At 71.2% G+C, this 22,254-nt stretch carries 24 protein-coding genes; 5 read left to right on the forward strand and 19 right to left on the reverse strand.

Annotated features, from left to right (window positions below; genetic code table 11):
- Positions 1 to 626: 626 nt before the first annotated feature.
- From ACIPJY_RS06415 to ACIPJY_RS06455, 9 genes are all read right to left on the reverse strand, one after another.
- Positions 627 to 2,321 carry an MDR family MFS transporter gene (locus tag ACIPJY_RS06415; RefSeq protein WP_400466455.1) on the reverse strand — a complete coding sequence of 565 codons (1,695 nt, stop codon included), beginning with the start codon at positions 2,319 to 2,321 and terminating at the stop codon, positions 627 to 629.
- A complete protein-coding gene (locus ACIPJY_RS06420) occupies positions 2,318 to 2,938 on the reverse strand; it encodes a TetR/AcrR family transcriptional regulator (RefSeq protein WP_400466453.1) in 621 nt (206 codons plus the stop codon). The genes ACIPJY_RS06415 and ACIPJY_RS06420 overlap by 4 nt, the downstream gene beginning before the upstream one ends.
- Positions 2,939 to 2,995: 57 nt before the next feature.
- Positions 2,996 to 3,478, reverse strand: a complete 483-nt coding sequence (locus ACIPJY_RS06425; protein WP_400466451.1) for a GNAT family N-acetyltransferase — start codon at positions 3,476 to 3,478, stop codon at positions 2,996 to 2,998.
- A gap of 114 nt (positions 3,479 to 3,592) precedes the next feature.
- Positions 3,593 to 4,090 (reverse strand): VOC family protein, encoded by a 498-nt coding sequence (locus tag ACIPJY_RS06430; RefSeq protein WP_400466449.1) that lies wholly within the window; start codon positions 4,088 to 4,090, stop codon positions 3,593 to 3,595.
- Between the two features lie 11 nt (positions 4,091 to 4,101).
- Positions 4,102 to 4,881: an HAD family hydrolase gene (locus tag ACIPJY_RS06435; protein WP_400466446.1), complete on the reverse strand. Its 780-nt coding sequence runs from the start codon at positions 4,879 to 4,881 to the stop codon at positions 4,102 to 4,104.
- A 145-nt stretch (positions 4,882 to 5,026) separates the two neighbouring features.
- Positions 5,027 to 5,587, reverse strand: a complete 561-nt coding sequence (locus ACIPJY_RS06440; protein WP_400466443.1) for a DUF3618 domain-containing protein — start codon at positions 5,585 to 5,587, stop codon at positions 5,027 to 5,029.
- Positions 5,584 to 6,027, reverse strand: coding sequence for a phage holin family protein (locus tag ACIPJY_RS06445; protein WP_400466441.1), 444 nt, complete (start codon positions 6,025 to 6,027; stop codon positions 5,584 to 5,586). The genes ACIPJY_RS06440 and ACIPJY_RS06445 overlap by 4 nt, the downstream gene beginning before the upstream one ends.
- Complete coding sequence (locus tag ACIPJY_RS06450; protein ID WP_400466438.1) at positions 6,024 to 6,887, reverse strand: hypothetical protein; 864 nt, start codon at positions 6,885 to 6,887, stop codon at positions 6,024 to 6,026. Before ACIPJY_RS06450 ends, ACIPJY_RS06445 begins: the two co-directional genes overlap by 4 nt.
- 110 nt (positions 6,888 to 6,997) lie before the next feature.
- Complete coding sequence (locus ACIPJY_RS06455) at positions 6,998 to 7,606, reverse strand: helix-turn-helix domain-containing protein (protein WP_400466436.1); 609 nt, start codon at positions 7,604 to 7,606, stop codon at positions 6,998 to 7,000.
- Positions 7,607 to 7,671: 65 nt separating this feature from the next.
- Here ACIPJY_RS06455 and ACIPJY_RS06460 point away from each other — a divergent pair, with 65 nt between their 5' ends.
- Positions 7,672 to 8,613, forward strand: a complete 942-nt coding sequence (locus ACIPJY_RS06460) for an NAD(P)/FAD-dependent oxidoreductase (protein ID WP_400466433.1) — start codon at positions 7,672 to 7,674, stop codon at positions 8,611 to 8,613.
- A 110-nt stretch (positions 8,614 to 8,723) separates the two neighbouring features.
- Here ACIPJY_RS06460 and ACIPJY_RS06465 read toward each other — a convergent pair whose 3' ends face one another.
- From ACIPJY_RS06465 to ACIPJY_RS06485, 5 genes are all read right to left on the reverse strand, one after another.
- Positions 8,724 to 9,401 carry a pentapeptide repeat-containing protein gene (locus ACIPJY_RS06465; protein ID WP_400466430.1) on the reverse strand — a complete coding sequence of 226 codons (678 nt, stop codon included), beginning with the start codon at positions 9,399 to 9,401 and terminating at the stop codon, positions 8,724 to 8,726.
- Positions 9,402 to 9,426: 25 nt separating this feature from the next.
- A complete protein-coding gene (locus ACIPJY_RS06470) occupies positions 9,427 to 9,831 on the reverse strand; it encodes a DUF6314 family protein (RefSeq protein WP_400466428.1) in 405 nt (134 codons plus the stop codon).
- 9 nt (positions 9,832 to 9,840) lie between these two features.
- Positions 9,841 to 10,869 carry an NAD-dependent epimerase/dehydratase family protein gene (locus ACIPJY_RS06475; RefSeq protein ID WP_400466425.1) on the reverse strand — a complete coding sequence of 343 codons (1,029 nt, stop codon included), beginning with the start codon at positions 10,867 to 10,869 and terminating at the stop codon, positions 9,841 to 9,843.
- Positions 10,866 to 12,068, reverse strand: coding sequence for a zinc-dependent alcohol dehydrogenase (locus ACIPJY_RS06480; RefSeq protein ID WP_400466422.1), 1,203 nt, complete (start codon positions 12,066 to 12,068; stop codon positions 10,866 to 10,868). The genes ACIPJY_RS06475 and ACIPJY_RS06480 overlap by 4 nt, the downstream gene beginning before the upstream one ends.
- Positions 12,069 to 12,213: 145 nt before the next feature.
- Complete coding sequence (locus ACIPJY_RS06485; protein WP_400466419.1) at positions 12,214 to 13,107, reverse strand: aminoglycoside phosphotransferase family protein; 894 nt, start codon at positions 13,105 to 13,107, stop codon at positions 12,214 to 12,216.
- A gap of 45 nt (positions 13,108 to 13,152) precedes the next feature.
- Here ACIPJY_RS06485 and ACIPJY_RS06490 point away from each other — a divergent pair, with 45 nt between their 5' ends.
- A complete protein-coding gene (locus ACIPJY_RS06490; protein ID WP_400466416.1) occupies positions 13,153 to 13,518 on the forward strand; it encodes a nuclear transport factor 2 family protein in 366 nt (121 codons plus the stop codon).
- 25 nt (positions 13,519 to 13,543) lie between these two features.
- Here the strand turns inward: ACIPJY_RS06490 and ACIPJY_RS06495 are convergent, their stop codons facing one another.
- The 5 genes from ACIPJY_RS06495 to ACIPJY_RS06515 form a co-directional block, all read right to left on the reverse strand.
- Positions 13,544 to 14,131: a hypothetical protein gene (locus ACIPJY_RS06495; RefSeq protein WP_400466413.1), complete on the reverse strand. Its 588-nt coding sequence runs from the start codon at positions 14,129 to 14,131 to the stop codon at positions 13,544 to 13,546.
- A 129-nt stretch (positions 14,132 to 14,260) separates the two neighbouring features.
- The gene (locus tag ACIPJY_RS06500) at positions 14,261 to 14,890 is read right to left on the reverse strand and encodes a DNA alkylation repair protein (protein WP_400466410.1); all 630 of its coding nucleotides are present in this window, start codon (positions 14,888 to 14,890) and stop codon (positions 14,261 to 14,263) included.
- A complete protein-coding gene (locus ACIPJY_RS06505; protein ID WP_400466407.1) occupies positions 14,887 to 15,723 on the reverse strand; it encodes a sulfite exporter TauE/SafE family protein in 837 nt (278 codons plus the stop codon). The genes ACIPJY_RS06500 and ACIPJY_RS06505 overlap by 4 nt, the downstream gene beginning before the upstream one ends.
- A 22-nt stretch (positions 15,724 to 15,745) precedes the next feature.
- Positions 15,746 to 16,840 carry a type I restriction endonuclease gene (locus tag ACIPJY_RS06510; protein WP_400466405.1) on the reverse strand — a complete coding sequence of 365 codons (1,095 nt, stop codon included), beginning with the start codon at positions 16,838 to 16,840 and terminating at the stop codon, positions 15,746 to 15,748.
- Between the two features lie 492 nt (positions 16,841 to 17,332).
- The gene (locus tag ACIPJY_RS06515) at positions 17,333 to 18,484 is read right to left on the reverse strand and encodes a peptidoglycan DD-metalloendopeptidase family protein (protein WP_400466402.1); all 1,152 of its coding nucleotides are present in this window, start codon (positions 18,482 to 18,484) and stop codon (positions 17,333 to 17,335) included.
- A 286-nt stretch (positions 18,485 to 18,770) separates the two neighbouring features.
- On the opposite strand from ACIPJY_RS06515, the gene ACIPJY_RS06520 reads away from it, so the two are divergent.
- The 3 genes from ACIPJY_RS06520 to ACIPJY_RS06530 are packed head-to-tail and all read left to right on the forward strand — an operon-like array spanning position 18,771 to position 22,251.
- A complete protein-coding gene (locus ACIPJY_RS06520; RefSeq protein ID WP_400466399.1) occupies positions 18,771 to 20,429 on the forward strand; it encodes an ABC transporter substrate-binding protein in 1,659 nt (552 codons plus the stop codon).
- A complete protein-coding gene (locus ACIPJY_RS06525) occupies positions 20,426 to 21,379 on the forward strand; it encodes an ABC transporter permease (RefSeq protein WP_400466396.1) in 954 nt (317 codons plus the stop codon). The genes ACIPJY_RS06520 and ACIPJY_RS06525 overlap by 4 nt, the downstream gene beginning before the upstream one ends.
- Positions 21,376 to 22,251, forward strand: a complete 876-nt coding sequence (locus ACIPJY_RS06530) for an ABC transporter permease (protein ID WP_400466393.1) — start codon at positions 21,376 to 21,378, stop codon at positions 22,249 to 22,251. The genes ACIPJY_RS06525 and ACIPJY_RS06530 overlap by 4 nt, the downstream gene beginning before the upstream one ends.
- The last annotated feature ends 3 nt before the right edge of the window (positions 22,252 to 22,254 follow it).

Below are 22,254 nucleotides of genomic sequence, written 5' to 3' on the forward strand. Positions count from 1 at the left end.
TTCTGCCGCGTCGAACCATGCACACGTAGACGATGCGTCCGCACGAGTCGACACCGCACCAGTCGAACGAGCGCTGCGGTGTCGGAAGGTGCGGACACATGGGCGCGGACGATGCGTCCGCAAGGGTCGACACGGCGCGGGTCGAACGACCTCTGCCGCGTCGAACCATGCGCACGCCGACGATGCGTCCGCAAGGGTCGACACCGCGCCAGTCGAACGACTTCTGCCGCGTCGAACCATGCACACGCGGACGATGCGCCCACAGGGGTCGACACGGCGCCAGTCGAACGCGCGCTGCAGTGTCGGAAGGTGCGGACGCATGCGCGCGGACGATGCGCCCACAGGGGTCGACACGGCGCCAGTCGAACGCGCGCTGCAGTGTCGGAAGGCGCGGACGCATGCACGCGGACGATGCGTCCGCAGGGGTCGACACGGCGCCAGTCGAACGACTTCTGCCGCGTCGAACCATGCGTATGCGGACGATGCGTCCGCACGAGTCGACACGGCGCCAGTCGAACGAGCGCTGCGGTGTCGGGGCGCGGACGCATGCGCGCGGACGCGACCACGGACGGACGGGAGGCCCGGTGCCAACTGGCACCGGGCCTCCCGTCAGTGGATGGTGACGACTACTCGTCGTGCCGCGCCGTCGGGACCGACCCCGTGCCGGAGCCGACCGACTCGGCCGGACGGTCGGCGTCTCCGCGCTGCGCGCGCTCGAGTTCGTCGGCCTCGGCGCCACCGACTGCCTCGCCGCGGGCGACCATGCCGGCCACGTCCGCGAGCTTCATCTGCGGGATGAACAGTGCCAGGACGAGCGCCACCGCGATGAAGGGCAGCAGGTACCAGAACACCGGGGAGAGCGAGTCGGCGTAGGCGTTCACGATGCCGTCCTGTACCGCCTCGGGCAGCTTCGCGAGCTGGGTCGGGTCGATGCTCGAGCTCGCGCTCGCTGCCTGCGAGGCACTGCCCCCGGCACTCGTGAAGACGTCGGTCAGCGACTCGGTCAGGCGCGAGGTGAAGATCGCGCCGAAGACGGCGACGCCGAGGGAGGCGCCGACCTCGCGGAAGTAGTTGTTCGTCGAGGTCGCCGTGCCGACGTGCTCCGGCGCGACGGCGTTCTGTGCGACGAGGACCACGACCTGCATGATCAGGCCGAGGCCGGCGCCGAACACGAACAGGTACACGCAGATCAGCCAGATCGGGGTGGCGGCGGCGAGCGTCGTCATCCCGAGCATCGCCAGGCCGACGACGATGGTGCCGATGATCGGGAACGCCCGGTACCGGCCCGTCTTCGTGATGAGCGTCCCGGAGAGGATCGAGGTCCCCATCAGGCCGACCATCATCGGCAGCATCAGGAGCCCGGAGACGGCGGCCGAGGTGCCGGACGCCATCTGCAGGAAAGTCGGGACGAAGCCGATCGCGGCGAACATGCCGAGCCCGAGCACGAAGCCGATCGCCGTGGCGGTGACGAACGTGCGGTTCCGGAAGAACGACAGCGGGATGATCGGGTCCTGCGCGCGCGCCTCGGTCAGGACGAACAGCGCGGCGGCGACGATGAAGCCAGCACCCCATGCCCAGGTCTCGAGTGCACCCCAGCCGTGGTCGCTGTTGCCGCCGAACTCGGTGAAGAACACCAGGCAGGCCGTGGTCGCCGAGAGCAGGGCGACACCGAGGACGTCGATGCGCTTCGTTGCCTTCTTGCTCGGCAGGGTCAGCGCGAACCACGCCACCGCGAACGCCGCGATGCCCACGGGGATGTTGATCCAGAACGCCCAGTGCCAGGTCATGTGGTCGACGAAGAAGCCACCGAGGAGCGGCCCACCGACGGCGGACAGGCCGAAGATCGCGCCGAGCGGGCCGAGGTACTTGCCGCGCTCGGACGCGGGGACGATGTCCGCGATGATCGCCTGCGACAGGATCATCAGACCGCCGCCACCGAGGCCCTGGAGCGCGCGGAACACCACGAACTGCCAGAAGTCGGTCGACATGGCGCACCCGAGGGACGCCAGTGTGAACAGTGCGATCGCGACGAGGAACAGGTTGCGGCGCCCGATGACGTCACCGAACTTGCCGTAGATCGGCATCACGATCGTGGAGGCCAGCAGGTACCCGGTCGTGATCCACGCCTGGTGTGCGACACCGCCGAGGTCACCGACGATGGTCGGCATCGCGGTCGACACGATGGTCTGGTCGAGGCTGGAGAGCAGCATCCCGGCGATGAGCGCGGAGAAGATGATCCAGATGCGGCGCTGGGTCAGCAGCAGTGGTCCGTCGCTGCCCGGGCGTGCGCGCTTGGCGGTGCGCGGCGCTGAGGTGCTCATGGGGTGTCGTCCTGTCCGGTGGAGATGGCCGCCCTCATGAGGCGGAGGTTCGTGGTGAGCAACTCGCCGAACGGCGGACCCGTCGACTCGTCGAAGTCGTCGTCGAAGTAGTCGGCGGCGGTGACGCGGAGCAGCCCGGCGGCGGACTCGGTGACGAGCCGGGCGCGGGGGTCGTCGGGCACGGTCCAGCCGAAGCGCTCCCGCACCGCTTCCGCGACCTTGGCGAGTTGCACGTCGGTCGCCGAGAGGAACCGGGCGACCAGCGCGGGTTCACGCTCGAAGACCCGGCGGACCAGGGCTTCGTCCGAGCGGTCGAGCCCGACGGTGCGGACCTGCTCGACGGCGAGCGCGACGACGGACGTCAGCGGGTCGAGGGTCGCCGGGACGACCTCTCCGCGGGCGTACGCCAGCAGCATGTCGACGTTCGCGTTGAGCTCGATGCCGAGGACGGCGTCTTCCTTCGACGCGAAGTGGTTGAAGAACGTGCGGCGGGAGACGCCGACGGTCTCGCAGAGCTGTTCGATCGTGAACCCGTGCAGACCGTTGTCCACGGTCGACCGACGTGCCTCGACGATCATGCGTCGACGCAGCGTGCGGGTGCGTTCAGCCGTGCTCACCGAGCAAGAATTGCACTCCGATCATAAGAGTGCAATTCCTTTGAGGAGAGTTCCCAGCTACAGGGCCTTGTCGAAGCAGAACGACCACGGCATCGTCGCCGCGTACGGCTCGTAGACCGGGATCGCGCGCCAGCCGGTCTTCTCGTAGAGAGCCACCGCATCGGGCTGCTTGTCACCCGTCTGCAGGATGAGCCGTGCGGCCCCCTGCTCGCGTCCGACCCGCTCGCACTCGTCGAGCAGCGCGGTCGCGGCGCCCTTCCCGCGCGCCGAGGACAGCACGATGAGGCGCTTCAGCTCGACCTCGTCCCGGAGACGCCTGATGGCGATGTGCCCGACCGCGTCACCGGACTCGTCGATCGCGAGCAACGAGGTGATGACGGTGGACGGGTCGACGGCGAGTGCGCGGTTCCGTTCCTCGGTGACGGCGGGGTCCTCGTCGCCGGCGGCGGAGCCGTAGCGCTCGTGCATCTCCTCGTCCATGCGGGCGCGGAGGACGACTCCGCGGGGGTCGTCCCAGCTGACGCGTTCGATCGTGATCACGATCGACGATCCTCCCACGGCCGAGCGGACGCCGCCGAACCCGACCGAGCGGACGCCGCCGAACCCGACCGGACACAGCCCGCCCGACCGGACACAGCCCGCCCGAGCGAACGGTCAGGGGTGCCAGCGCCGACGGTCGGTGGACTGCTCGTACGGCTGCGGGTCCGGGTACGTGAGCAGCTCGATGGTGCTCCCCCACGGCGTCCGCACGTACACGAACCGGTTCCGCTCGCCGGCCTCCGGCCCCGGCAACGGCCGCGGCACACCGAGCGCGACGGCCCCGGCCGTGACGACCCGGTCGAGCGTGGCGTCGAGGTCGTCGACGTACAGCGCGAGGTGCTGCCAGCCGAGGTCCGTCGGCACCGCGGGGTCGTGCTGCGGCGCGCCGTCGAACGCGAACAGCTCGATGCCCGGTCCGTCCGGCAGCGCGAGCATCCGGACCCGGACCTCGCGGGCGCCGTCCGGCACGCCCAGTCGTCGGTCCGTCGCGTGTCCGCCCTTCGGAGGTGCGTCGGCGGGCAGCGTGTCGTAGAGGACGACCGCGTCGAAGGCTGCGGCGAGGAACTCGGTGGCGGCGTCGACGTCCGGCACCGTGAGCCCGACGTGGTCCACCCCGCGGACGGTCACGAGCGAGCCGCCGAACCGGCCGAGCCAGCCGAACCAGCCGAACCGGCCGACCCGGCCGATCCCGCCGAACCAGCCGAACCAGCCGACCCGGCCGACCCACCCGCACCCAGCGCCCCGATCGGGGACCCGTCGAGCCCGGCGAGCAGCGCAGCCGCGTCGTCGTACACCGCGGCCGCGCCCGCTCCCCGCAGCTCGTCACCGCCGATGCCGCCGGTCATCACCGACACGCACGGGATCCCGACCTTGGACGCCGCCTCGACGTCCCACATCGCGTCGCCGACCATCACGGCACGCGTGGGATCGACCCCCACCCGGTTGAGCGCGACCTGCATGATGCCGGGCGCCGGCTTGGCCTCGTCCACGTCCTCGGAGCTCGTCACCGCGGTGATCCACTGCTCGACGTCGAGCACCTGGCGCAGCCGTTCGAGCTCCGTCGCGGGCGCACTCGTCGCGAGCACCACCGCGTGACCGCGTGACGCCACGGCCTCGAGCAGCGCCCGGGCTCCCGGCAGCGGGCTCAGCAGCGGCATGTGCTCGGCGTAGTACGCGGAGTGGTACTGCTTCGCGGTGTCGCGCTCGTCCTCCGAGGCGTCCGGCAGCAGCTCGTCCAGCAGGCGCGAGGAGTCCATCCCGATCGCCCGGTGCACGCGCCAGGCGTCCACACCGGCGCCGACCGCCCGGAGGGCACGCCACCAGGCGTCGACGTGGGCGTAGTTGGAGTCGACGAGGGTGCCGTCGATGTCGAACAGGACCGCGGTGCTGGGATCTGCAGGCATCCCTCCAGCGAACTCCGAGACCCTCAGCGGCCGCCCAGCCGCCCGCCCACCGGCGGTCGCGCGATCCGCGCGAGGCGACCGGATGACGGACGGGAGGCCCGGTGCCAGCTGGCACCGGGCCTCCCGTCCGTCCTGTGGTCCGGTCTCAGGCCCCGCGCACGTCCTCTGCGGACTGCTGCGCGTGGTCCTTGACGTCGGACGCGGCGCCCTGCGCCTCGTCCTTGACGGTCTGCGCGGCGTCCTGGGCCGTCGCCTTGAGGTCCTGCGCGTGCTCCTTGGCGACGTCGCCCAGCTGCGAACCGGCGTCCTTCGCCTGCTCCTTGACCTTGTCGACGAGCGGAGCCGCCTTCTCCTTGATCTCACCGGCGAGCGCTTCCTCGCCGTCCGACGAGGGCAGGAGCGCCGAGGCGAGCCAGCCGGCACCGAACGCGATCAGACCGACGGCGAGCGCGTTGCCCTTCGCCTTCCCGACGGCTCGCTGGCCGGCGTCCCTGGCGGAGTCGGCCGCGCCGGTCGTGCTCGACCTGGCGGAGCCCGCCGCACCCATCACGGACTCGCGGACGTCCTGGAAGCGACTCTTCACCTTCTCGGTCTGGCGATGGGCGATCGAGGACGGGTTCACCTTGTCGGCGAGCGCGTCGACGTCTCCGCCCAGTTCGCCGCGGGTGCGCTCGATCTCGGCGCGGATCTCGTCTGGGGTGCTCATGGCTTCCTCCCGGTGTTCGGCTTGAGTGTTTCGGGGATTTCCTTGGCGGTCTCGACCGTCTGCGGGGCACCCTTGATCTCCTTGATCGCGGCGCGACCGCGGATCGCGAGGATCGCCGTCGCGATGAGGTAGACCCCGGCGACGATCAGCGCGGACCAGGCGTTCCCCACCAGGTACCCGAGGGCCCACCAGGCGGCGATCGACAGGAACAGCAGCGTGAAGAGCCCGGTGAGTCCGGCGCCGCCGAACATCCCGGCGCCCTTGCCGGCCTTCTTCGCGGAGTCGGTCAGCTCGGCCTTCGCGAGGGCGACCTCCTGCCGGAAGAGGGTGGAGATGTCGCGTGACACGTCGGACAGCAGTTCCCCGAGCGGGGTGGTGGCTGCGCGTTCCTCGGGACTCGGCTCACCGCGCGGTGCGGCACCGGGGACGGTGTGACTCATGCGACGGTCCCCACCCCGGTGGCGCTCGTCGTGTCCGGGGACGGAGACGGGGACGCGTGATCGGCGGCCGCCTCGTGCTCCTGCGCGTGCTCCTTCTCGTGCTTCGCCTCGGCCGTCAGTGCCTTCGTCAGGCGCCCGGCGAGGATGCCGGCGCCGGCGGCGATCGCGATGAACGTGCCCGGGCGCTTCGCGGCGAAGGTCTTCACCTCATCGAGGAGCGAACCGGGGTCACGGTCGTCGAGGTACCCCGCGACGGAGTGCGCACGACCCGACAGGTCACGCACGACGCGCGCCGCGAGGCCCTGCTCGTCGTCGTTGTCCGCCATGCGGGAGAGCTGGTCGCTCAGGCTGCGGAGACCGCCGGCCGCGCGCTGCTGCTGGTCGGCCGCCTGCTCCTTGAGGTTGCCGCTCGCCTCGCCGAAGATCTGCCTGGCGTGGTCGCTGAGCTCTGCCGCCACGTTCTGGGCCTGCTCCTTCGCGGTGCCGGCGACCTTCGACGCCTGTTCCTTCGCGTCGGCAGCGGTGTCCTTCGCAGCGCCCTTCGCGGCGTCCGCCTTGGCCTTCGCGGCGTCCCCCGTGGCCTTCGCGTCCGACCCGTCGTCGCCGGTATCGGTGGGGGTTGCCGGGGCGGCCGGCGGCAGGTGCGAGTCGGCGGGAGCGGCCGGCGGCAGGTGCGAGGCGACCGGCGGCGCATGCGAGTCGGCCGGGGCGCCGATGTCGGCGTCGCGACCGTCGTCGAGCGGGGTGGTGTCCGCCCAGCTGGGGACGGTGACGCCGGGGCGGATCTCGTGACCCTCCGCGGCGGCCGTCCGGTCGTGGATCGGGGTCCCGGGGTCGTTCCCGGGTGGGGTGGTCGTCATGGTGGGCCTTCCGGGTCGGTCGTCACGGGCCCTGCACCCGCGGCGTACCGGCTGACCATGCGCGCTGCTCGATGGTCAGCGGCCCAGGAAGGCCACGGAACGCACCGAGCTCAGCCCAGGGGACGCGCCCGCACGTGCGCCCGCTCCCCCTGCGGCCCGTACAGGCAGAGGACTTCGGTGACGTGGTCGGTCACGTTGCCGATCCAGTGCGGGGTGTGGGTGTCGAACTCCGCGACCTCGCCGGGCCCGAGGTCCAGGTCGTGCTCGCCGAGCACCAGCCGGAGCCGTCCGGACAGCACGTAGAGCCACTCGTAGCCCTCGTGCGTCCGCAGGTCCGGCTCGCCGCCGGGCGAGTTCGGCGGGAACAGCTGCTTGAACGACCGGACGCCCCCGGTCCGTCGGGTGAGCGGGACCACCACGCGTCCACCGTGCACCTCGGGCTTCAGGTGCACCCGCGGGTCCCCGGTCTGCGGCGCCCCGACCAGGTCGTCGAGTGGCACCTGGTACGCCCGCGCCAACGGCAGCAGGAGTTCGAGCGTCGGCTTGCGCTGCCCCGACTCGAGCCGGGAGAGCGTCGAGACCGAGATGCCCGTCTCCGCCGCCAGCGCCGCCAGCGTGACGGCACGTCGCTGCCGCAGGGTGCGCAGCCGCGGCCCCACCCCGTCGACGACCTGTGCCGTCGTCCGTGGAGGGGACGGTGCCCGGTGTCCGTGTGCCATCCCGCAATGTTGCCAGAGCAGCAAGGATCGTTGCCAGCGACGGATCGACACCGCACGATGTCCGCATGCGTGACACCTACGACGTGATCGTCATCGGCGGCGGAGCCGCCGGCCTCTCAGCAGCCCTCATCCTCGGCCGGTCCCGCCGCTCCGTGCTGGTGGTGGACGCGGGCGAACCCCGCAACGCCCCGGCAGCGGGGGTCCACAACTACCTCGGGCAGGAGGGCACACCACCGCTCGAGCTCACCAGGACCGGCCGGGACGAGGTCGCCCGGTACGGCGTCGAGGTGACGGCCGGGAGGCTCGTGGCCGCGTCCGCTGCGCCGGTGACGGACGGCGACCCGGTCGGCTTCACGGCCACCCTGGACTCCGGCGCGCAGGTGCGCGCCCGACGGGTGGTCGTCGCCTCCGGCGCCGTGGACGTCCTGCCGGACGTGCCGGGCCTCGCGGAGCAGTGGGGTCACGGCGTCGTGCACTGTCCGTTCTGCCACGGGTGGGAGGTCCGCGACCGCCGGATCGGCGTGCTCGTGACGTCGCCGGTCGGGGTGCACCAGGCACTGCTCTGGCGGGCGCTGAGCGAGCACGTGACGGTGTTCCTGGCCGACCCCGCGCTCGCCGACGACACCGCCCGAGCAGGTTTCGCTGCCCGGGGCATCAGCGTGGTGGAGGACTCGGTCGTGCAGGTGCTCGCCACGGACGGCACGCTGACCGGCGTCGCACTCGCCGACGGGTCGACCGTCGAGCTCGACGCACTGGCCGCCGCGAGCACCGCCGAGGCACGGGTCGACGGGCTCGAGGGGCTCGGACTCGTCGCCGAGGACGTCCGGATGGGGGACGTCCGGGTCGCCGGCGCGGTGCCGGTCGACGCGATGGGACAGACCACGGTGCGCGGGGTCTGGGCGGCGGGCAACGTGACGTCCCCGATGGCCACGGTCATCGCCGCCGCGGCTGCCGGGACCCAGGCGGGCGCCGCGGTCCACGGCGACCTGGTGCAGGCCGGGGTGTAGCCGCGACGCGTCAGCACTGTGCGAGCTTGCGTACACCGTGCGGGGCAGAGCACCTCGCACCGTGTACGCAAGCTCGCACACTGCGCGGCCGCCTCGCACGGTGCGAGGGGCTAGTCGACGCGGTAGCCGGCCTGCGCGGCGAGCAGCGGGGCGAGCGTGTACAGCTGGTCCGCCGCGATGGTCGCACCGCGGAAGCCCTCGAGCCGCTCGACCCGGTCCAGGTCTGCGCCGCGCAGGTCCACGTGGTCGATGCGGGTGTTCGAGCCCTCGGCCGCGCGGATCCGGGTGCCCTCGAACGACACCCGCAGCAGTCGGGCGTCGGCGATGTCGAGCTCGTCGATGACGCAGTCGCGGAACACCACGTCGGTGACCGTGGCCCCGCGGAGGTTCACGAACCCGAGCTTCATCCCGACGAACTCGACGCCGTTCAGCCCGGAGTCGTAGAGCTCTGCGGAGCCGACCCGGCCGCCGCCGATCCGGACCTCGCGCCAGGAGCTGCTCGAGGCGCGGAGCACCGGGGCGTCGAGCGTCCCGACGACGGTGTCGTGGATCCGGACGCCCCGGAGGTCGGCGCCGTCGGCGTGGAGCGCCTCGATCACGCACTCCTCGACCTCGAGGTCGGGCAGCCGCTCCCCGGCGAGGTCGAGCGACCCGATCCGCCGGCCGTCGATCCGGTCCCCGGAGAGCACGTCGCCGGGACCGGGCGCCCAGCCGGTCAGGTCACCGGGCTCGGTGAGGGTGATGCGCGGAGCGTCGGTGCCGGAGGACTTGCCAGAGGTGCGGGCCATCCACCCAGTCTGCCGCGGACCGCCGTCACCGAGCGGGGGTCAGCACGCTGTCGAGCCGGTAGTCCTTCGCCGGGCCGCGCGCCTCCCACCGGACGGTCCACCGCGACCGGTCCCCGTCGAGCACGCCCGTGTACTCGTCCGGCGCGCAGTCGTGCACCACGGCGGCGCCCCACACCCAGTCGTGGAAGGGACGCCCGTCGGCGAAGTGCACGCTCCACCGGCCGTCGTCGGCACCGCGCACCAGGAGCGTCCGGGAGACCGGCGTCGACCGGCCGTCGAACGTCATCGTGCCGGACTCCACCCACGACACGGTCGACCCGTCCACGGCGCGCAGCCGCGCCGTCCCGGTGACCCGCCCGGTCGACCCCGCGCGGCGGTCGAGCACGAGGCGGTCCAGTGCCCAGTCGCCGAGCAGGTCCGGAGGCAGCACCGGGCCAGGCTACCCGTGCAGCGGACCCGATCCCGGGACGCTCGCACCGTCCGCGAACCCGGCCACCAGGTCACCGAGCGCGTCCGTGGAACGGTGCCGGGCCTCCCATCCGAGTTCCGTGCGCGCCCGCTCGGTCGACATGATCGGCACGGACGCGGCGATGTCCACCCAGCCGGCGTCCGTCGGCTGGATCCGGAGCCGCCACGTCAGCGTCACGATGCCGCGGATCACCCGGAACGGCACCCGGACGGCGCCGCGCATGCCGAGCACCGAGGCGATGCGTGGCGGGGTGAGCACGGGCGAGGCGGCGATGTTGAACGCGCCGCCGGCCCGCTGGTCGACCACGCGCCAGTAGGCGTCCGCGACGTCGTCGGCGTGCACCGCCTGGAACACGAAGGCGTACGGCAGCGGCAGCACCGCCCACCGGATCCAGCGCACGGCGCGCATCGGGACGGCCTTCCCGAGGAACAACCCGCGGATCTCCGCCGCGGCCGCGCGCTGGAAGATGAGACCGGGCCGGAGCCGGGTCACGATCACGTGCGGGTGCGTCCGCGCGAAGTCGTCCATCGCGCGCTCGTTCTCCGCCTTGTGGATCGCGTACGTCGCCGTCGGGATGCCGTCGGTCGGCCAGGACTCGTCCTTGCGGTCCCGTTTGCCGTCGATGCCGACGCCGCGGTACGCGCCGACGGACGACGCCACGACGACCTGCGGCACCTCGGCAGCGGCGACCGCGGCCAGCACGTTGGCCGTCCCGGTCACGTTCGTCCGGTGCTGCGTCGGGATGTCGTGCGTGGGTTGGAGCGCCCACGCCAGGTGGATCACGGCGTCCGCGCCGCGGAACACGGCGGCGAGCTGCGCCACGGCGTCGCGACCGCCGACGTCGACGGCGTGCCAGACGGCGTCGCCGTACGGCGCGGTGTGCACGTCGGGCAGCCTGCGGGCGACTCCGACGACCTGCACGTCCTGCTCCGCGGCGAGCCGCCGGAGCACGGCGGTCCCGACGTTGCCGGTCGCGCCGACGACGACGACGCGGGTCATGCTGCGGCCGACGCGGCCATCGCCGGGTCGAGCACGACCTTCACGCAGCCGTCCTGCTTCTTCTGGAACACCTCGTACATGTGCGGTGCGTCCTCAAGGGAGACCCGGTGGGTCGTCAGGTCGAGCGTGCCGAGCGGGTCCGACGGGTCGGAGACGAGCGGCATGATGTCGTCGATCCAGCGCTTCACGTTGCACTGCCCCTCGCGAATGGTGATCTGCTTGTCGAACAGCGTCATCATCGGCATCGGGTCGGCCATCCCGCCGTAGACACCGCTCAGCGAGACGGTGCCGCCGCGGCGGACCAGGTCGATCGCGGTGTGCACGGCCGCGAGCCGGTCGATCCCCACTGTCTCGATGGCCTTCTGCGCGAGCTTGTCGGGCAGCAGGCCGGCGGCGCGCTGGGCGAACCCGGCGGCGGGGTTGCCGTGCGCCTCCATCCCGACCGCGTCGACGACACCGTCGAGGCCGCGGCCGTCCGTCAGGTCGACCAGCTGCGACACCAGGTCGTCGGCCATGTCGAACGTCTCGATGCCGTGCTTCGTGCCGAGGTCGCGGCGGACCTGCTCCGGGTCGACGGCGAGCACCCGGTAGCCCAGGTGTCGGCCGATCCGGGCGGCGAACTGCCCGACCGGGCCGAGGCCGAGCACCGCGAGCGTCCCGCCCTCGGGCACGTCGGCGTACTGCACGGCCTGCCATGCCGTCGGCAGGATGTCGCTGAGGAAGAGCCAGCGGTCGTCCGGGGTGCCGTCGTCCGGGATCACGATGGGGCCGTAGTCGGCGTGCGGGACCCGGAGGTACTCGGCCTGGCCGCCGGGGACCTGGCCGTACATCTTCGTGTAGCCGAAGAGCGCGGCACCGGAGCCGTACTCGGTCACCTGGGTCGTCTCGCACTGCGACTGCAGGCCGTGCCGGCACATCCAGCAGTGGCCGCAGGAGATGTTGAAGGGGACGACGACGCGGTCGCCGACCTTGAGGTTCGTGACGCCGCTGCCGACGGCCTCGACGACGCCCATCGGCTCGTGGCCGAGCACGTCGCCCTTGTCGATGTACGGGCCGAGGACCCGGTACAGGTGCAGGTCGGAGCCGCAGATCGCCGTGGAGGTGATCCGCACGATCGCGTCGGTCGGCTCCTGGATGGTCGGGTCGGGAACGTTCTCGACGGACACCTTCTCGGTGCCCTGCCAGGTCAGTGCGCGCACGGTGGGCGCTCCTCTCGTCGCGGTGATGGTGCCTCCCGTCTACGCGGTCGTTGCGTGGCGCCTTCACAGCGCGCGCCGCGCGCCGGTTCCGTGCGCTCCGCCGGACTGGAGGCCCGGTGCCAGGCCGACCCGGGCCTCCAGTCCGTCAGTCCGTCAGTCCGTCATCGTCCAGGGCCGCGGTCAGGACCGCCTGGTGGCCGGCACGGTCGCCGGGGCCGGCGCTGCCGGCCAGCATGATGAGCGACTTCCAGAGGACCCAGCCACGACCGCGCGCCCAGGTCGCGTCGTCGAGACCGACGGCGTCGCGGAGGACCCGCCGGGCCGACCGGTCCAGGAACGTCCACGCGAGCACCAGGTCGCACGCCGGGTCGCCGACTCCGCACGTGCCGAAGTCGATGAGCGCGGAGAGCCGGCCGTCCTGGTCCACGAGCAGGTTCGTCGGGGCGACGTCACCGTGGAACCAGACGCCCGGTCGCCCCCAGCTGCTGGCGCAGGCCGCTGCCCAGACGCTCCGGCAGGCCGCCTGGTCGACCGCGTCTCCGAGCACCTCGAGGGCGCGATCGACCTCGTCGCCGTACACCGAGGGGTGTGCACCGCGGTGGAACGAGTGCGCACCCGCCGCCGGTCCGTCCGCCGCGGGGATCGCCCGGAGCTGCCGGAGGACCGCGCCGACGTCCTCGGCGAGTGCCGTCAGGTCCGGCTCCGCCGCTGCTGCGACCCGGCCCGGCAGCCATCGGCGGACCGACCACGGGAACGGGTAGCCGCGCCCCGGGCGTCCGAGGCCGACGGGTTCCGGCACCGGGACGTCGAGCAGCGGTGCGAGGTACGGCAGGACCCGCTGCTCCTTCTCGACCGCGGGGACGTAGCCCGCGGCGCTCGGCAGCCGCACCGACAGCGCGTCGCCGAGCCGGAACGTGCGGTTGTCCCAGCCCTGCGGATCGGCCTCCGTGACGGGCAGGTCCGCCCACGCGGGGAACTGCTCGGCGACGAGCCGCTCGACGAGCGCGGCGTCGATCACGGGCACCTCGGTGTGCGGCATGCCCCCATCGTCCCGTTCCGCGGGCCGACCGTCTAGGCTCCGGGCATGGCGACGACGTCCGAGCTGCTGACCGCGAACCTCCACGACGTGTTCGGGAACCGGGACCCCGTGTCCCGCCGCACCGCGATCGAGCAGTACTTCGCTCCGGACGTCGCGTTCGTCGACCCGGACGAGACCGTCACCGGGTGGGACGCCCTCGAGGCGAAGGCAGCGAGCCTCCTCGACGGCGCTCCCGGTGCCTTCCAGTTCGTCGAGGAGGGGCGCCGCTACGTCTCCGCGTCCCACGGGGCCCTCGCGTGGGGCTTCGGCCCGGTCGGGGATCCGCAGGTGCGCGGGATCGACGTGATCGAGGTGCGGGACGGCGTGATCGCGCGGTTGACGACGATCCTGGCGGAGGCGCAGGAGGCCTAGCGGGTCTGGCGCAGGCGGCCCTGGCTCACTTGACCTCTACAGCCCTTCCCGCACGCACAGAATTCCACGATTCGAGCCACGCTAGAACATCGACTCGGGGATGTTCCTCGACGTACGTCGCGAGCGCTCTGCGGTACCCGGCACTCGCCGAATAGGTGAGCACATCACGGCTCAGGTCGGCCTGCAGCTGCTTTATCAGCACGGGCATCGGGGCAGAGTTCGAACCTCCGATGCGTTGTGACGCCTGATAGCTGAACTCGGCGAGAAGGAGTCGAAGCAAAGGCTCGTCCCCGTTCGAATCCAGCGCGGAGGAGAGGAGGTTCCGCTCGGTTTCCGTCTCGACGAAGAAGTCGGTCTTGGCGTCCGGCGACTTCGTGTCGATTCTTCCGCCGTCAAATCGGTCGAGGCGCTCGATGACCATCCGCAGTGCGTCGTTTCGTCGCTGCTGACGCTGCCGTTCGGTTTCGAGCTCCCGTTCCTGCCTCCGCTGGCGGGCGGAGGTGATGTTCACGACAACCGCAATGCCGATCGTCGCAAGGAGTGACAGCACAGCGACCGAGAGGACGAGCCAGTCGAACGCACGGACGTCCGAGACGTGGTTGACCGCGTCCACGAGGCTGTCGTGAGTGCTCTGGATCGGAGGAGTCGGAACAGGAGTCACCGGACGAAGGTACAGATCGTTCCGTCCGAGCGAGAAGCAACACGCGAATGCGAGCAAAGATCGCTCTTCGGCGCGGCACCGCTACCGGGTCTGGCGCAGGCGGTCACGTTCTGCCGGCGGCAGGTGCTCGGTGGCCGTGGCGAGGGCGTCCCTGGTCAGGAACCGCCCCTGGCGTTCCAGGAACGCCACGAGCGCCGGCTCCGATGCGCGCTTCCCGACCTCGCGGAGGACCCACCCGAGCGCGGACTGCACGGTGTCCCCGCGCTCCCGGACCAGCCGGCCCACGACCCCGAGCGGCACCTCGGCGTCGCCCTGCTTCACGAACGCGAGCGTCGCCACCACCGCGATCCGCCGCACCCACGCGACGTCGGACTTGGCCATCGCGAACAGCGGCCCGGTCGAGCCGCCGACCATCGGCGCGCCGACGAGTTCCTCCGCCGCGATGTCGACGAGGTCTGTGCGGTCGATGCGCTCCGCCCGCGCGGCGCCGAGGTACTCCTCGGTCAGCTCGGGGTCCGGACGCTGCCGCATCGCCTGCACGAGGAGCACGACGGCGAGGAGCCGCGCGCCCGGGTCCTCGCTCCAGAGCAGGGCCGAGCGCTCCCCCTCGTCGAGGTCCGCGAACCCACGGGCCACACGACGGGCGGCCGCGACGTCCCCGGGTGTCCGGGCGAAGGCGGCGAGCACGTCCTCCGCCGTCTGGCGGCTCACCGGGTGCCCGCCGGGTCCTCGGCGGCGCCCTCGAGTCCACCGGGCCCGGGGATCGACGCCGCCCGCACGGTCCGGAGCCCCCGTCGCACGACGATCACGGCGACGACCACCAGGAACGCGGCGAACAACCACGTGGCGACGCGCGGGTCGACGGCCCTGGCGATGAGCGCACCGACCGGGGAGCAGATCGCCGCGGTGATCCCGACCGTGAGCCCGACGCGCAGGTCGACCGCGCCGTTCCGCAGGTTGGCAACCGTCCCGGACACCGCCGTCGGCACCATCGTCAGCAACGAGGTGCCCTTGGCGAGCAGGTCGCCGGCGCCGAGCGCGAGTTCCATGCCCGGCACGATCACGACGCCGCCGCCGACCCCGACCAGGCCGGAGAGCACCCCGGACAGCAGGCCGATGCCGAGCAGGACGAGGGCCTCGACCACGCCGAAGTGCACCGTGCCCTCGCGTGAGGGGGTGTTCGCGAACAGGGACACCAGCACCACGACGATGAAGCCGACGAAGACCCACGGCAGGACCCGGAGCGGGACCGCGCGGAGGAGCCGTGCGCCGATCGGCGCCCCGACGACGCTGCCGACCGCCAGGGTCAGCGCCGCGAGCCAGTGCACCTCGCCCTGCGCCGCGTAGGTGATCGCGCCGACGACGGCAGCGGGGGCGATCGCCACGAGGGAGCTCGCGGAGGCGCTGCGCTGGTCCACGTGCAGGAAGGCCATCAGCGCGGGGACGACGATCACGCCGCCGCCGACGCCGAACAGGCCGGAGAGGACCCCCGCGACGACGCCGATCGCCACGAGCACGAGGAGTCGGGCGCCGCGGGAGTTCATCCCGTCCAGGGTACGGCCGGCGTCAGCCGAACTGCGCGACGGCCGTCCGGATGGCTTCCGCGTGCAGGTAGATGTCGTCAAGCGCGTCGATGGGGTGCTTCGTCTCGACCTTGTTCTCGTCGAAGAGACCAAGGTACTTCTGCTTCTTGCCGTTGAACCAGAGGCGCGCGATGGGCTTGCGGTTGTTGTCGTCGAGCAGGACCGCGAAGTACGACTTTTGATCACGGTGCGCGATCCGGTCCGGCTTGACCTCGCTGCACGCGATCGCCTTCACGATCTGGTACCCCTCGAGTTCTTCCAGGGTCGTCTCGATCTCGGTGTCCCGATCGATGTCGTCCTGCGCGACAGGCTCGCTCGACACTGCTTCCTCAGACGCCTCAACGCTCACCGGAGCCGAGTACGAAGCCCCGAGCGCCGTCTTGAGACGGTCGTTCACCTGCTCGTTCAGGTACTGCTTCGATGCCTTGGCGACGAGGGCAGTGAACTGCACCTTCGCGTCCTGCGTGAACCGACCGTCGTACACGCGAGTGGTGAACAGGCGTACGAAGTCTTCTTCCGGTTCGCGGAACTGTGCCGCGATGGCACGCTTGATCGCGCCGACGTACTTCAGCTCCTCCGCAGCGCTGATCACGGAGTCGAGGTCGAAGACGTCCTTCGTGAGCTTGCGGAGTTCCGGCAGCAGGGTTTCGTCGATGTCGGCAAGATCGAGCACGAGGAAGGGGCGGTCGTCCATCTTGTTTGGGGCGTCGAGGTCCGTGTAGAAGTTGTAGACCTCGCCGTTCGTCAGGACGGCGATCCGAGCGTTCGTCACGGAGAAGTAGCGGAACAGCTGCGAAGCATGCTCGATCTTCAGCGGCTCCGTCGACTTCTTGCACTCGATGAGGATCTGCACCTCGCCGTCCCGCATGATCGCGTAGTCGACCTTCTCGCCGCGCTTCACGCCGACGTCTGCCGTGAACTCCGGAACCACCTCGAGCGGGTTGAACACGTCGTAGCCGAGGATCGTCGAGATGAACGGCATCACGAACGCGTTCTTGGTCGCCTCTTCGGTCTGGATCGCGTCCCGCTGGTTGTGCACCTTTGTCGCCAGCGCGGCCAGTCGCTCTTCGAACTCCACTGTTCTCCCTTGCTCGTTCCGACCGTAGTTGACCGCCCGTCAACATCAGTCACTCCCCGTCCCCCCAGTTCGTGGGCCGTGCCTCAATGTACTGCATGTGACGTTCTGGTCCGTGGGCGGTCTCGTTACCGTCGACGGCGACTGGCGGGGGCCGTCATCGGCCGATCCGCGAAGCTCATCGACAACACGCTCGCGGAACCGGCTCTCGTGCATGCCCTCGACGTGTCGCGCATCCGCCGAGAACAGCGGATCAACCCACGTCGAACGTCGATCAGGAAGCGTCCGCTGAGGAGCTCGAGCTCCATCCAACCGACGTCATCAACACGTACGGCCGGGCAGCGCACAACGGAAACCGCTCCGAACCACGGGATCCCGTGGTTCGGAGCGGTTTCCGTTGTGCGACGGCGGCTCGCACCGCGGGGCGCGCGCGGCGAGCGCGGCGCGCGCGGCGCGCGGCGCGCGCGGCGCGCGCGCCGGGCGCGCCCCCCGCGCTCAGCGGAAGTGCAGCAGCGTCAGGGGGTCCTTCAGCGTGCCGTTCACGCGGGTCTCGACGTGCACGTGGGGCCCCGTCGACTGCCCGGTGTTGCCCGACTTCGCGATCTCGGTCGACTTCGCCACGACCTGCCCCTTCTTCACCTCGATCTTGCTGAGGTGCGCCGTGAGCACCGTCGTCAGCCCGTACTTCACGACGACGTAGTTGCCGAACGTCGGGTTGTTCGCCACGGCCTCGGTGACCGTGCCGCTCCCCGACCCGTACACGGGCGTACCGGTCCCGACGCCCGCGTCGGCACCCTGGTGGTAGCGCGGCGTGTGCCCGGCGCCGCGGTCGTCGCCGTACTTGCCGGTGATCCGGGTGGACGCGACCGGCCAGAGGAGACCGGTGACGGCCCGCGTCGACCAGACCCTGGTGTCCTTGCTGCCGTACAGGACCACGTTCGCGTCGACCTGCACGAGCAGCTGGCCGCATCCGGCGGTGCTGGTCCTGGACGCCCAGAGCACCCGGTTGTCGGGCCCGTAGACCACCAGGTTCCCGTCCGTCTGCACCGCCGCCCACGCGCCGGGGTGCCCGTTCGTCCGCGTCGCCCACGCGGCCTTGCCGTTGACGTACTGCACCAGGTTGCCGTCCGCCTGCATCGTGAAGCGGCGGGCGGACCCCGCGTCGGAGCGCAGGACCGTGCCCGGCTTCAGGACGGTGCCGGAGACGACGCGGTCCTGGAAGTTCTGCATCTGCCAGATCGTGCGCTTCGTGGTGTCGCGCATCCGGAGCGATCCGTCGGGGAGCACGCCGAAGTCGTACCCGGCGTGGCCGCCGGTGCCCCACTTCGCGACGACCTTGGAGCCGGAGCGGACGGACAGCAGGCCGTCGGTCCCGATGACCGCGACGGCGTTCGGGTACTTCGCGGTGTTCGAGGCCCACAGGACGGCGTTCCCGACGCCGTACTCGACGAGGTTGCCGTCGCCCTGCATGACGAGTCGGAACTGGCCGTTCGACGACGTCATCGAGTCCCCGGGCTGCAGGGTCGTCCCCGCCCGGACGCTCGTCGAGACGACGGTCGCCGCCTGGGCGGGCACGGCGACGGCGACGGAGCCGGCGATGGCGATCGCGGCGGCGGTGACGACGGCGGCCAGTCTGGTCCTGGTCATGGTCATGGTGCTGCGCATGGTTCCCCTGTGTCGGCAGCTCTCCCTGACGAGCCGCGTGCGACCTGCCTGGTGCAGGCCGCCGAACGATGCTCACCGACGGGTGTCGGATCGACACAGCCCCAGTCGTGGGGGCTGGTCACCCGCTGCCCGATGTGCAGGACGCGTCACACACTCGAAACAAAATGTATACAAACGAGATCGCGGATCCGTGATTGTATGCAATCAACCCCGCTCCTGAGCGCGATCCCACAAGGAACGCCACAGCCCCACCAGCATCAGGATCCCCATGTCCCCGATCAGCCCCCGACGCCGCCGCACGCTCATCGCGCTGCCGGCCGTCGTCATCGCCGCGACCCTCGCCCTGACGGCGTGCGTCCCCGTCCAACGCTCGAAGGCCGGCGGCACCACCGCCGGCACGGTCACGACCGCCCCCATCGGCGACCAGCAGGTCCGAGAGGGCGGCGACCTCGTGATGGCGCTCTCCGCCGAGCCGGACCGCCTCGACCCCACGACGTCCTCGTCGCTCTACACCCGGTACGTCATGGAGACGATGTGCCAGAAGCTCTACGACATCGACGCGGAGGGCACGATCGTGCCGATGCTCGCGACGTCGCTGCCGATGGTGACGGACGGCGGGAAGACCGTGACGTTCCCGGTCCGCACCGGGGTCCGGTTCGCCGACGGCACCCCGTTCGACGCAGCAGCGGTGGTCACGACGCTCGAGCGGAACCTGACCAAGGCCGACTCCAGCCGGAAGAGCGAGATGGGCCCGGTGACGGACGTCAGCGCGGTCGACGACCACACGGTCCGGCTCCGGTACGCCACACCGTTCGCCCCGATCACCGCGGCGCTCGCGGACCGCGCGGGCATGGTGATGTCGCCGGCGGCACTCGCGGACGAGGGCGACGACTTCGGGGACGCCCCCGTGTGCGTCGGCCCGTACAAGTTCGTCGAGCGCGTCCCGCAGACCTCGATCACGGTCGAGAAGGACCCGGAGTACTACGACCCCTCCTCCGCGCACTTCGACACGATCACGTACCGGATCATCACCGACGCCAGCATCCGTGCCGCGAACCTGAAGTCCGGCGACGTGCAGGTGGCGGACACGATCTCGACGCAGGACGTCGACGACCTGCGGACGCGGAAGGACCTGACCGTCCTGCGCACCGGGTCGCTCGGGTACCAGGGCATCACGGTGAACATCGGCAACCAGGACGGCGTCGGCACCGACCCGAAGCAGATCGACACGCCGCTCGCGAAGCGCGCCGACGTCCGCCGGGCCCTCTCGATGTCGATCAACCGCGCCGAGCTCGTGCAGAGCGTCTTCCACGGCTGGTCCGACGTCGCGTGCTCCCCGGTGCCGAACACGAGCGTCTTCGCGAGCGACGCCAGCAAGGCCTGCCCGGCGTACGACCCGGAGCAGGCGAAGCAGATCCTCGCGAAGGCCGGCGTGCAGCAACCGTTCCCGATCGAGATGGAGGTGACGAACACCCCCGACACCGTCCGGTTCGCCCAGGCCCTGCAGTCGCAGGCCCGCGCCGGCGGGTTCGCGATCACCATCACCCCGGTCGAGTACACGACGCTGCTCGACGACCAGACGCGCGGTGACTTCCAGGCGCTCCAGCTCGGCTGGTCCGGCCGCGTCGACCCGCACGGCAACATCGGCGGGTTCCTCGGCACCGGCGGCGGCAACAACTACGCGGGCTACAGCAACCCCGAGGTCGACGACCTGATCACCCGGGCGTCGCAGGCCACGGACGAGCAGGAGCGCGCCGACCTGTACGGCCAGATGACCACCATCGTCCAGCGCGACGACCCGGTCATCTACCTCTACCGGACCCGGAGCATCACCGGCGTCCGGAACGACATCGCGGGCGTCTCGACGTACGCGGACGGCGTGGTCCGGCTCAGCCAGGCCGCATTCGTGGAAGGCACGAGCAAGTGATCCGCTACGTCACGACGCGCATCTGGCAGTCGGCGATCACCCTCGTGCTCGCGTCGATCGTCGTGTTCGTCGGTGTCCGGCAGCTCCCCGGCGACCCGGCCCTGGCCCTGGCGGGTGAGGAAGCGAGCCCCGCCCGGCTCGCGGCCGTCCGGCAGCAGCTCGGCCTCGACGACTCGATCCTGGTGCAGTACTGGCGGTTCCTGGTGAACGCGCTGCACGGCGACTTCGGCCGCTCGACCCGCACCGGCACGCCGGTGACCGACCTGATCGGGTCGACGCTGCCGGTCACCCTGTGGCTCGCGCTCTACGCCATCGTCGTCGCGGTCCTGGTCGGCGTCGCCCTGGGCACCCTCGCCGAACGGTACCGCGGCCGCTGGCCCGAGTGGATGGCGAACGCCGCGGCACTCGTGGGGCTCTCCGTGCCGAACTTCTGGCTCGGGATCCTGGCGATCGTCTGGCTCGCCGCCGGCCTCGGGTGGTTCCCGGCGTCCGGGTACGTCTCGATGACGGCGAACCCGATCAGCGCGCTCTACCACCTGACCCTGCCCGCACTGATCCTCGGGACCTCCCTGGCGGCCGTGATCATGCGGCAGACCCGGGCGTCGATGATCGAGACGATGAAGACCGACTTCGTCCGGACCGCCCGCGCGAAGGGCCTCGGCCGCGGCCGTGTCCTGTTCCGGTACGGCCTGCGGAACTCGATGATCGTCGTCGTCACGATCGTCGGGCTGCAGCTCGGCGGTCTGATCTCAGGCGCGGTCGTCACCGAGCGGATCTTCGCGTTGCCCGGCTTCGGCAAGCTGACGCTCGACTCGGTGTTCACCCGTGACTACCCCGTGATCCAGGCCGTCGTGCTCGTCATCACCGTCGGGTACGTCGTGATCAACCTGGCCGTGGACGTCCTGTACTCGGTCATCAACCCGAAGATCCGCGTGGGAGGCTCCCGATGACCGCCGTGACGACGAACTTCGACCTCGGCTCCAGCCGTGGCCGCGTCTGGAAGCAGGTCCGGGCGAACCGGCTCGGCCTGACCGGCGGCGTCATGCTGGCGATCGTGGTGCTCGCCGCGCTCACGGCACCGCTCGTGGCGCCGCACGACCCCACCGAGACGCACTTCGACCTGCCGTTCCAGGTCCCCTTCACGGTCGGCTTCGGCCTGGGTACCGACGACCTCGGCCGCGACATCCTGTCCCGCACGCTGTACGGCGTCCAGGTGTCGCTCGTGGTCGGCGCGCTCTCGGTGCTCGTCGCCGTGGTGGTCGGCACCCCGCTCGGGCTGCTCGCCGGGTACTGGCGGTGGCTGGACGCGATCATCTCCCGGCTGACCGACGTCGCCCTGGCGTTCCCGTTCCTCATCATCGCCGTCGGGCTCGCCGCGATCAGCGGTCCGAGCCTGACCAACGCGGTGATCGCGATCGGGGTCTCGCACGTTCCCGCCATGATCCGCATCGTCCGCGGCGAGACCCTGCGGATCACGAGCGCGGACTTCGTCACCAGCGCGAGGACGCTCGACGCCGGCGGCGCCCGCATCATCGCGCAGCACGTCCTGCCGAACTGCGTCTCCGCGATCATCGTGCAGGCGACGGTGATCATGCCCGTCGCGGTGATCGGTGAAGCGCTCCTGTCGTTCCTCGGCCTGGGCATCCAGCCGCCGACACCGAGTCTCGGCATCATGCTCTCGGACGCGCAGCAGTACCTCGGCCAGGCACCGTGGGCCGCCGTCGTGCCCGGCATCGCCATCGCCGTGATCTGCCTCGGCTTCAACCTCTTCGGGGACGCGCTCCGCGACGCCCTCGACCCGACCGCATCCGACCGGAAGTGACCG

This window comes from Curtobacterium sp. NPDC090223 (assembly GCF_044746585.1).
Lineage (GTDB): Bacteria > Actinomycetota > Actinomycetes > Actinomycetales > Microbacteriaceae > Curtobacterium.

Coding starts and splice junctions, on each gene's coding strand:
- ACIPJY_RS06465 (WP_400466430.1), bottom strand. CDS start 9,401: ATGGCCCGCACCTCTGGCAAGTCCTCCGGCACCGACGCTCCGCGCATC.
- ACIPJY_RS06450 (WP_400466438.1), bottom strand. CDS start 6,887: ATGACGACCACCCCACCCGGGAACGACCCCGGGACCCCGATCCACGAC.
- ACIPJY_RS06455 (WP_400466436.1), bottom strand. CDS start 7,606: ATGGCACACGGACACCGGGCACCGTCCCCTCCACGGACGACGGCACAG.
- ACIPJY_RS06505 (WP_400466407.1), bottom strand. CDS start 15,723: ATGAACTCCCGCGGCGCCCGACTCCTCGTGCTCGTGGCGATCGGCGTC.
- ACIPJY_RS06490 (WP_400466416.1), top strand. CDS start 13,153: ATGGCGACGACGTCCGAGCTGCTGACCGCGAACCTCCACGACGTGTTC.
- ACIPJY_RS06415 (WP_400466455.1), bottom strand. CDS start 2,321: ATGAGCACCTCAGCGCCGCGCACCGCCAAGCGCGCACGCCCGGGCAGC.
- ACIPJY_RS06435 (WP_400466446.1), bottom strand. CDS start 4,881: ATGCCTGCAGATCCCAGCACCGCGGTCCTGTTCGACATCGACGGCACC.
- ACIPJY_RS06530 (WP_400466393.1), top strand. CDS start 21,376: ATGACCGCCGTGACGACGAACTTCGACCTCGGCTCCAGCCGTGGCCGC.
- ACIPJY_RS06485 (WP_400466419.1), bottom strand. CDS start 13,107: ATGCCGCACACCGAGGTGCCCGTGATCGACGCCGCGCTCGTCGAGCGG.
- ACIPJY_RS06515 (WP_400466402.1), bottom strand. CDS start 18,484: ATGACCAGGACCAGACTGGCCGCCGTCGTCACCGCCGCCGCGATCGCC.
- ACIPJY_RS06520 (WP_400466399.1), top strand. CDS start 18,771: ATGTCCCCGATCAGCCCCCGACGCCGCCGCACGCTCATCGCGCTGCCG.
- ACIPJY_RS06475 (WP_400466425.1), bottom strand. CDS start 10,869: ATGACCCGCGTCGTCGTCGTCGGCGCGACCGGCAACGTCGGGACCGCC.
- ACIPJY_RS06440 (WP_400466443.1), bottom strand. CDS start 5,587: ATGAGCACCCCAGACGAGATCCGCGCCGAGATCGAGCGCACCCGCGGC.
- ACIPJY_RS06445 (WP_400466441.1), bottom strand. CDS start 6,027: ATGAGTCACACCGTCCCCGGTGCCGCACCGCGCGGTGAGCCGAGTCCC.
- ACIPJY_RS06460 (WP_400466433.1), top strand. CDS start 7,672: ATGCGTGACACCTACGACGTGATCGTCATCGGCGGCGGAGCCGCCGGC.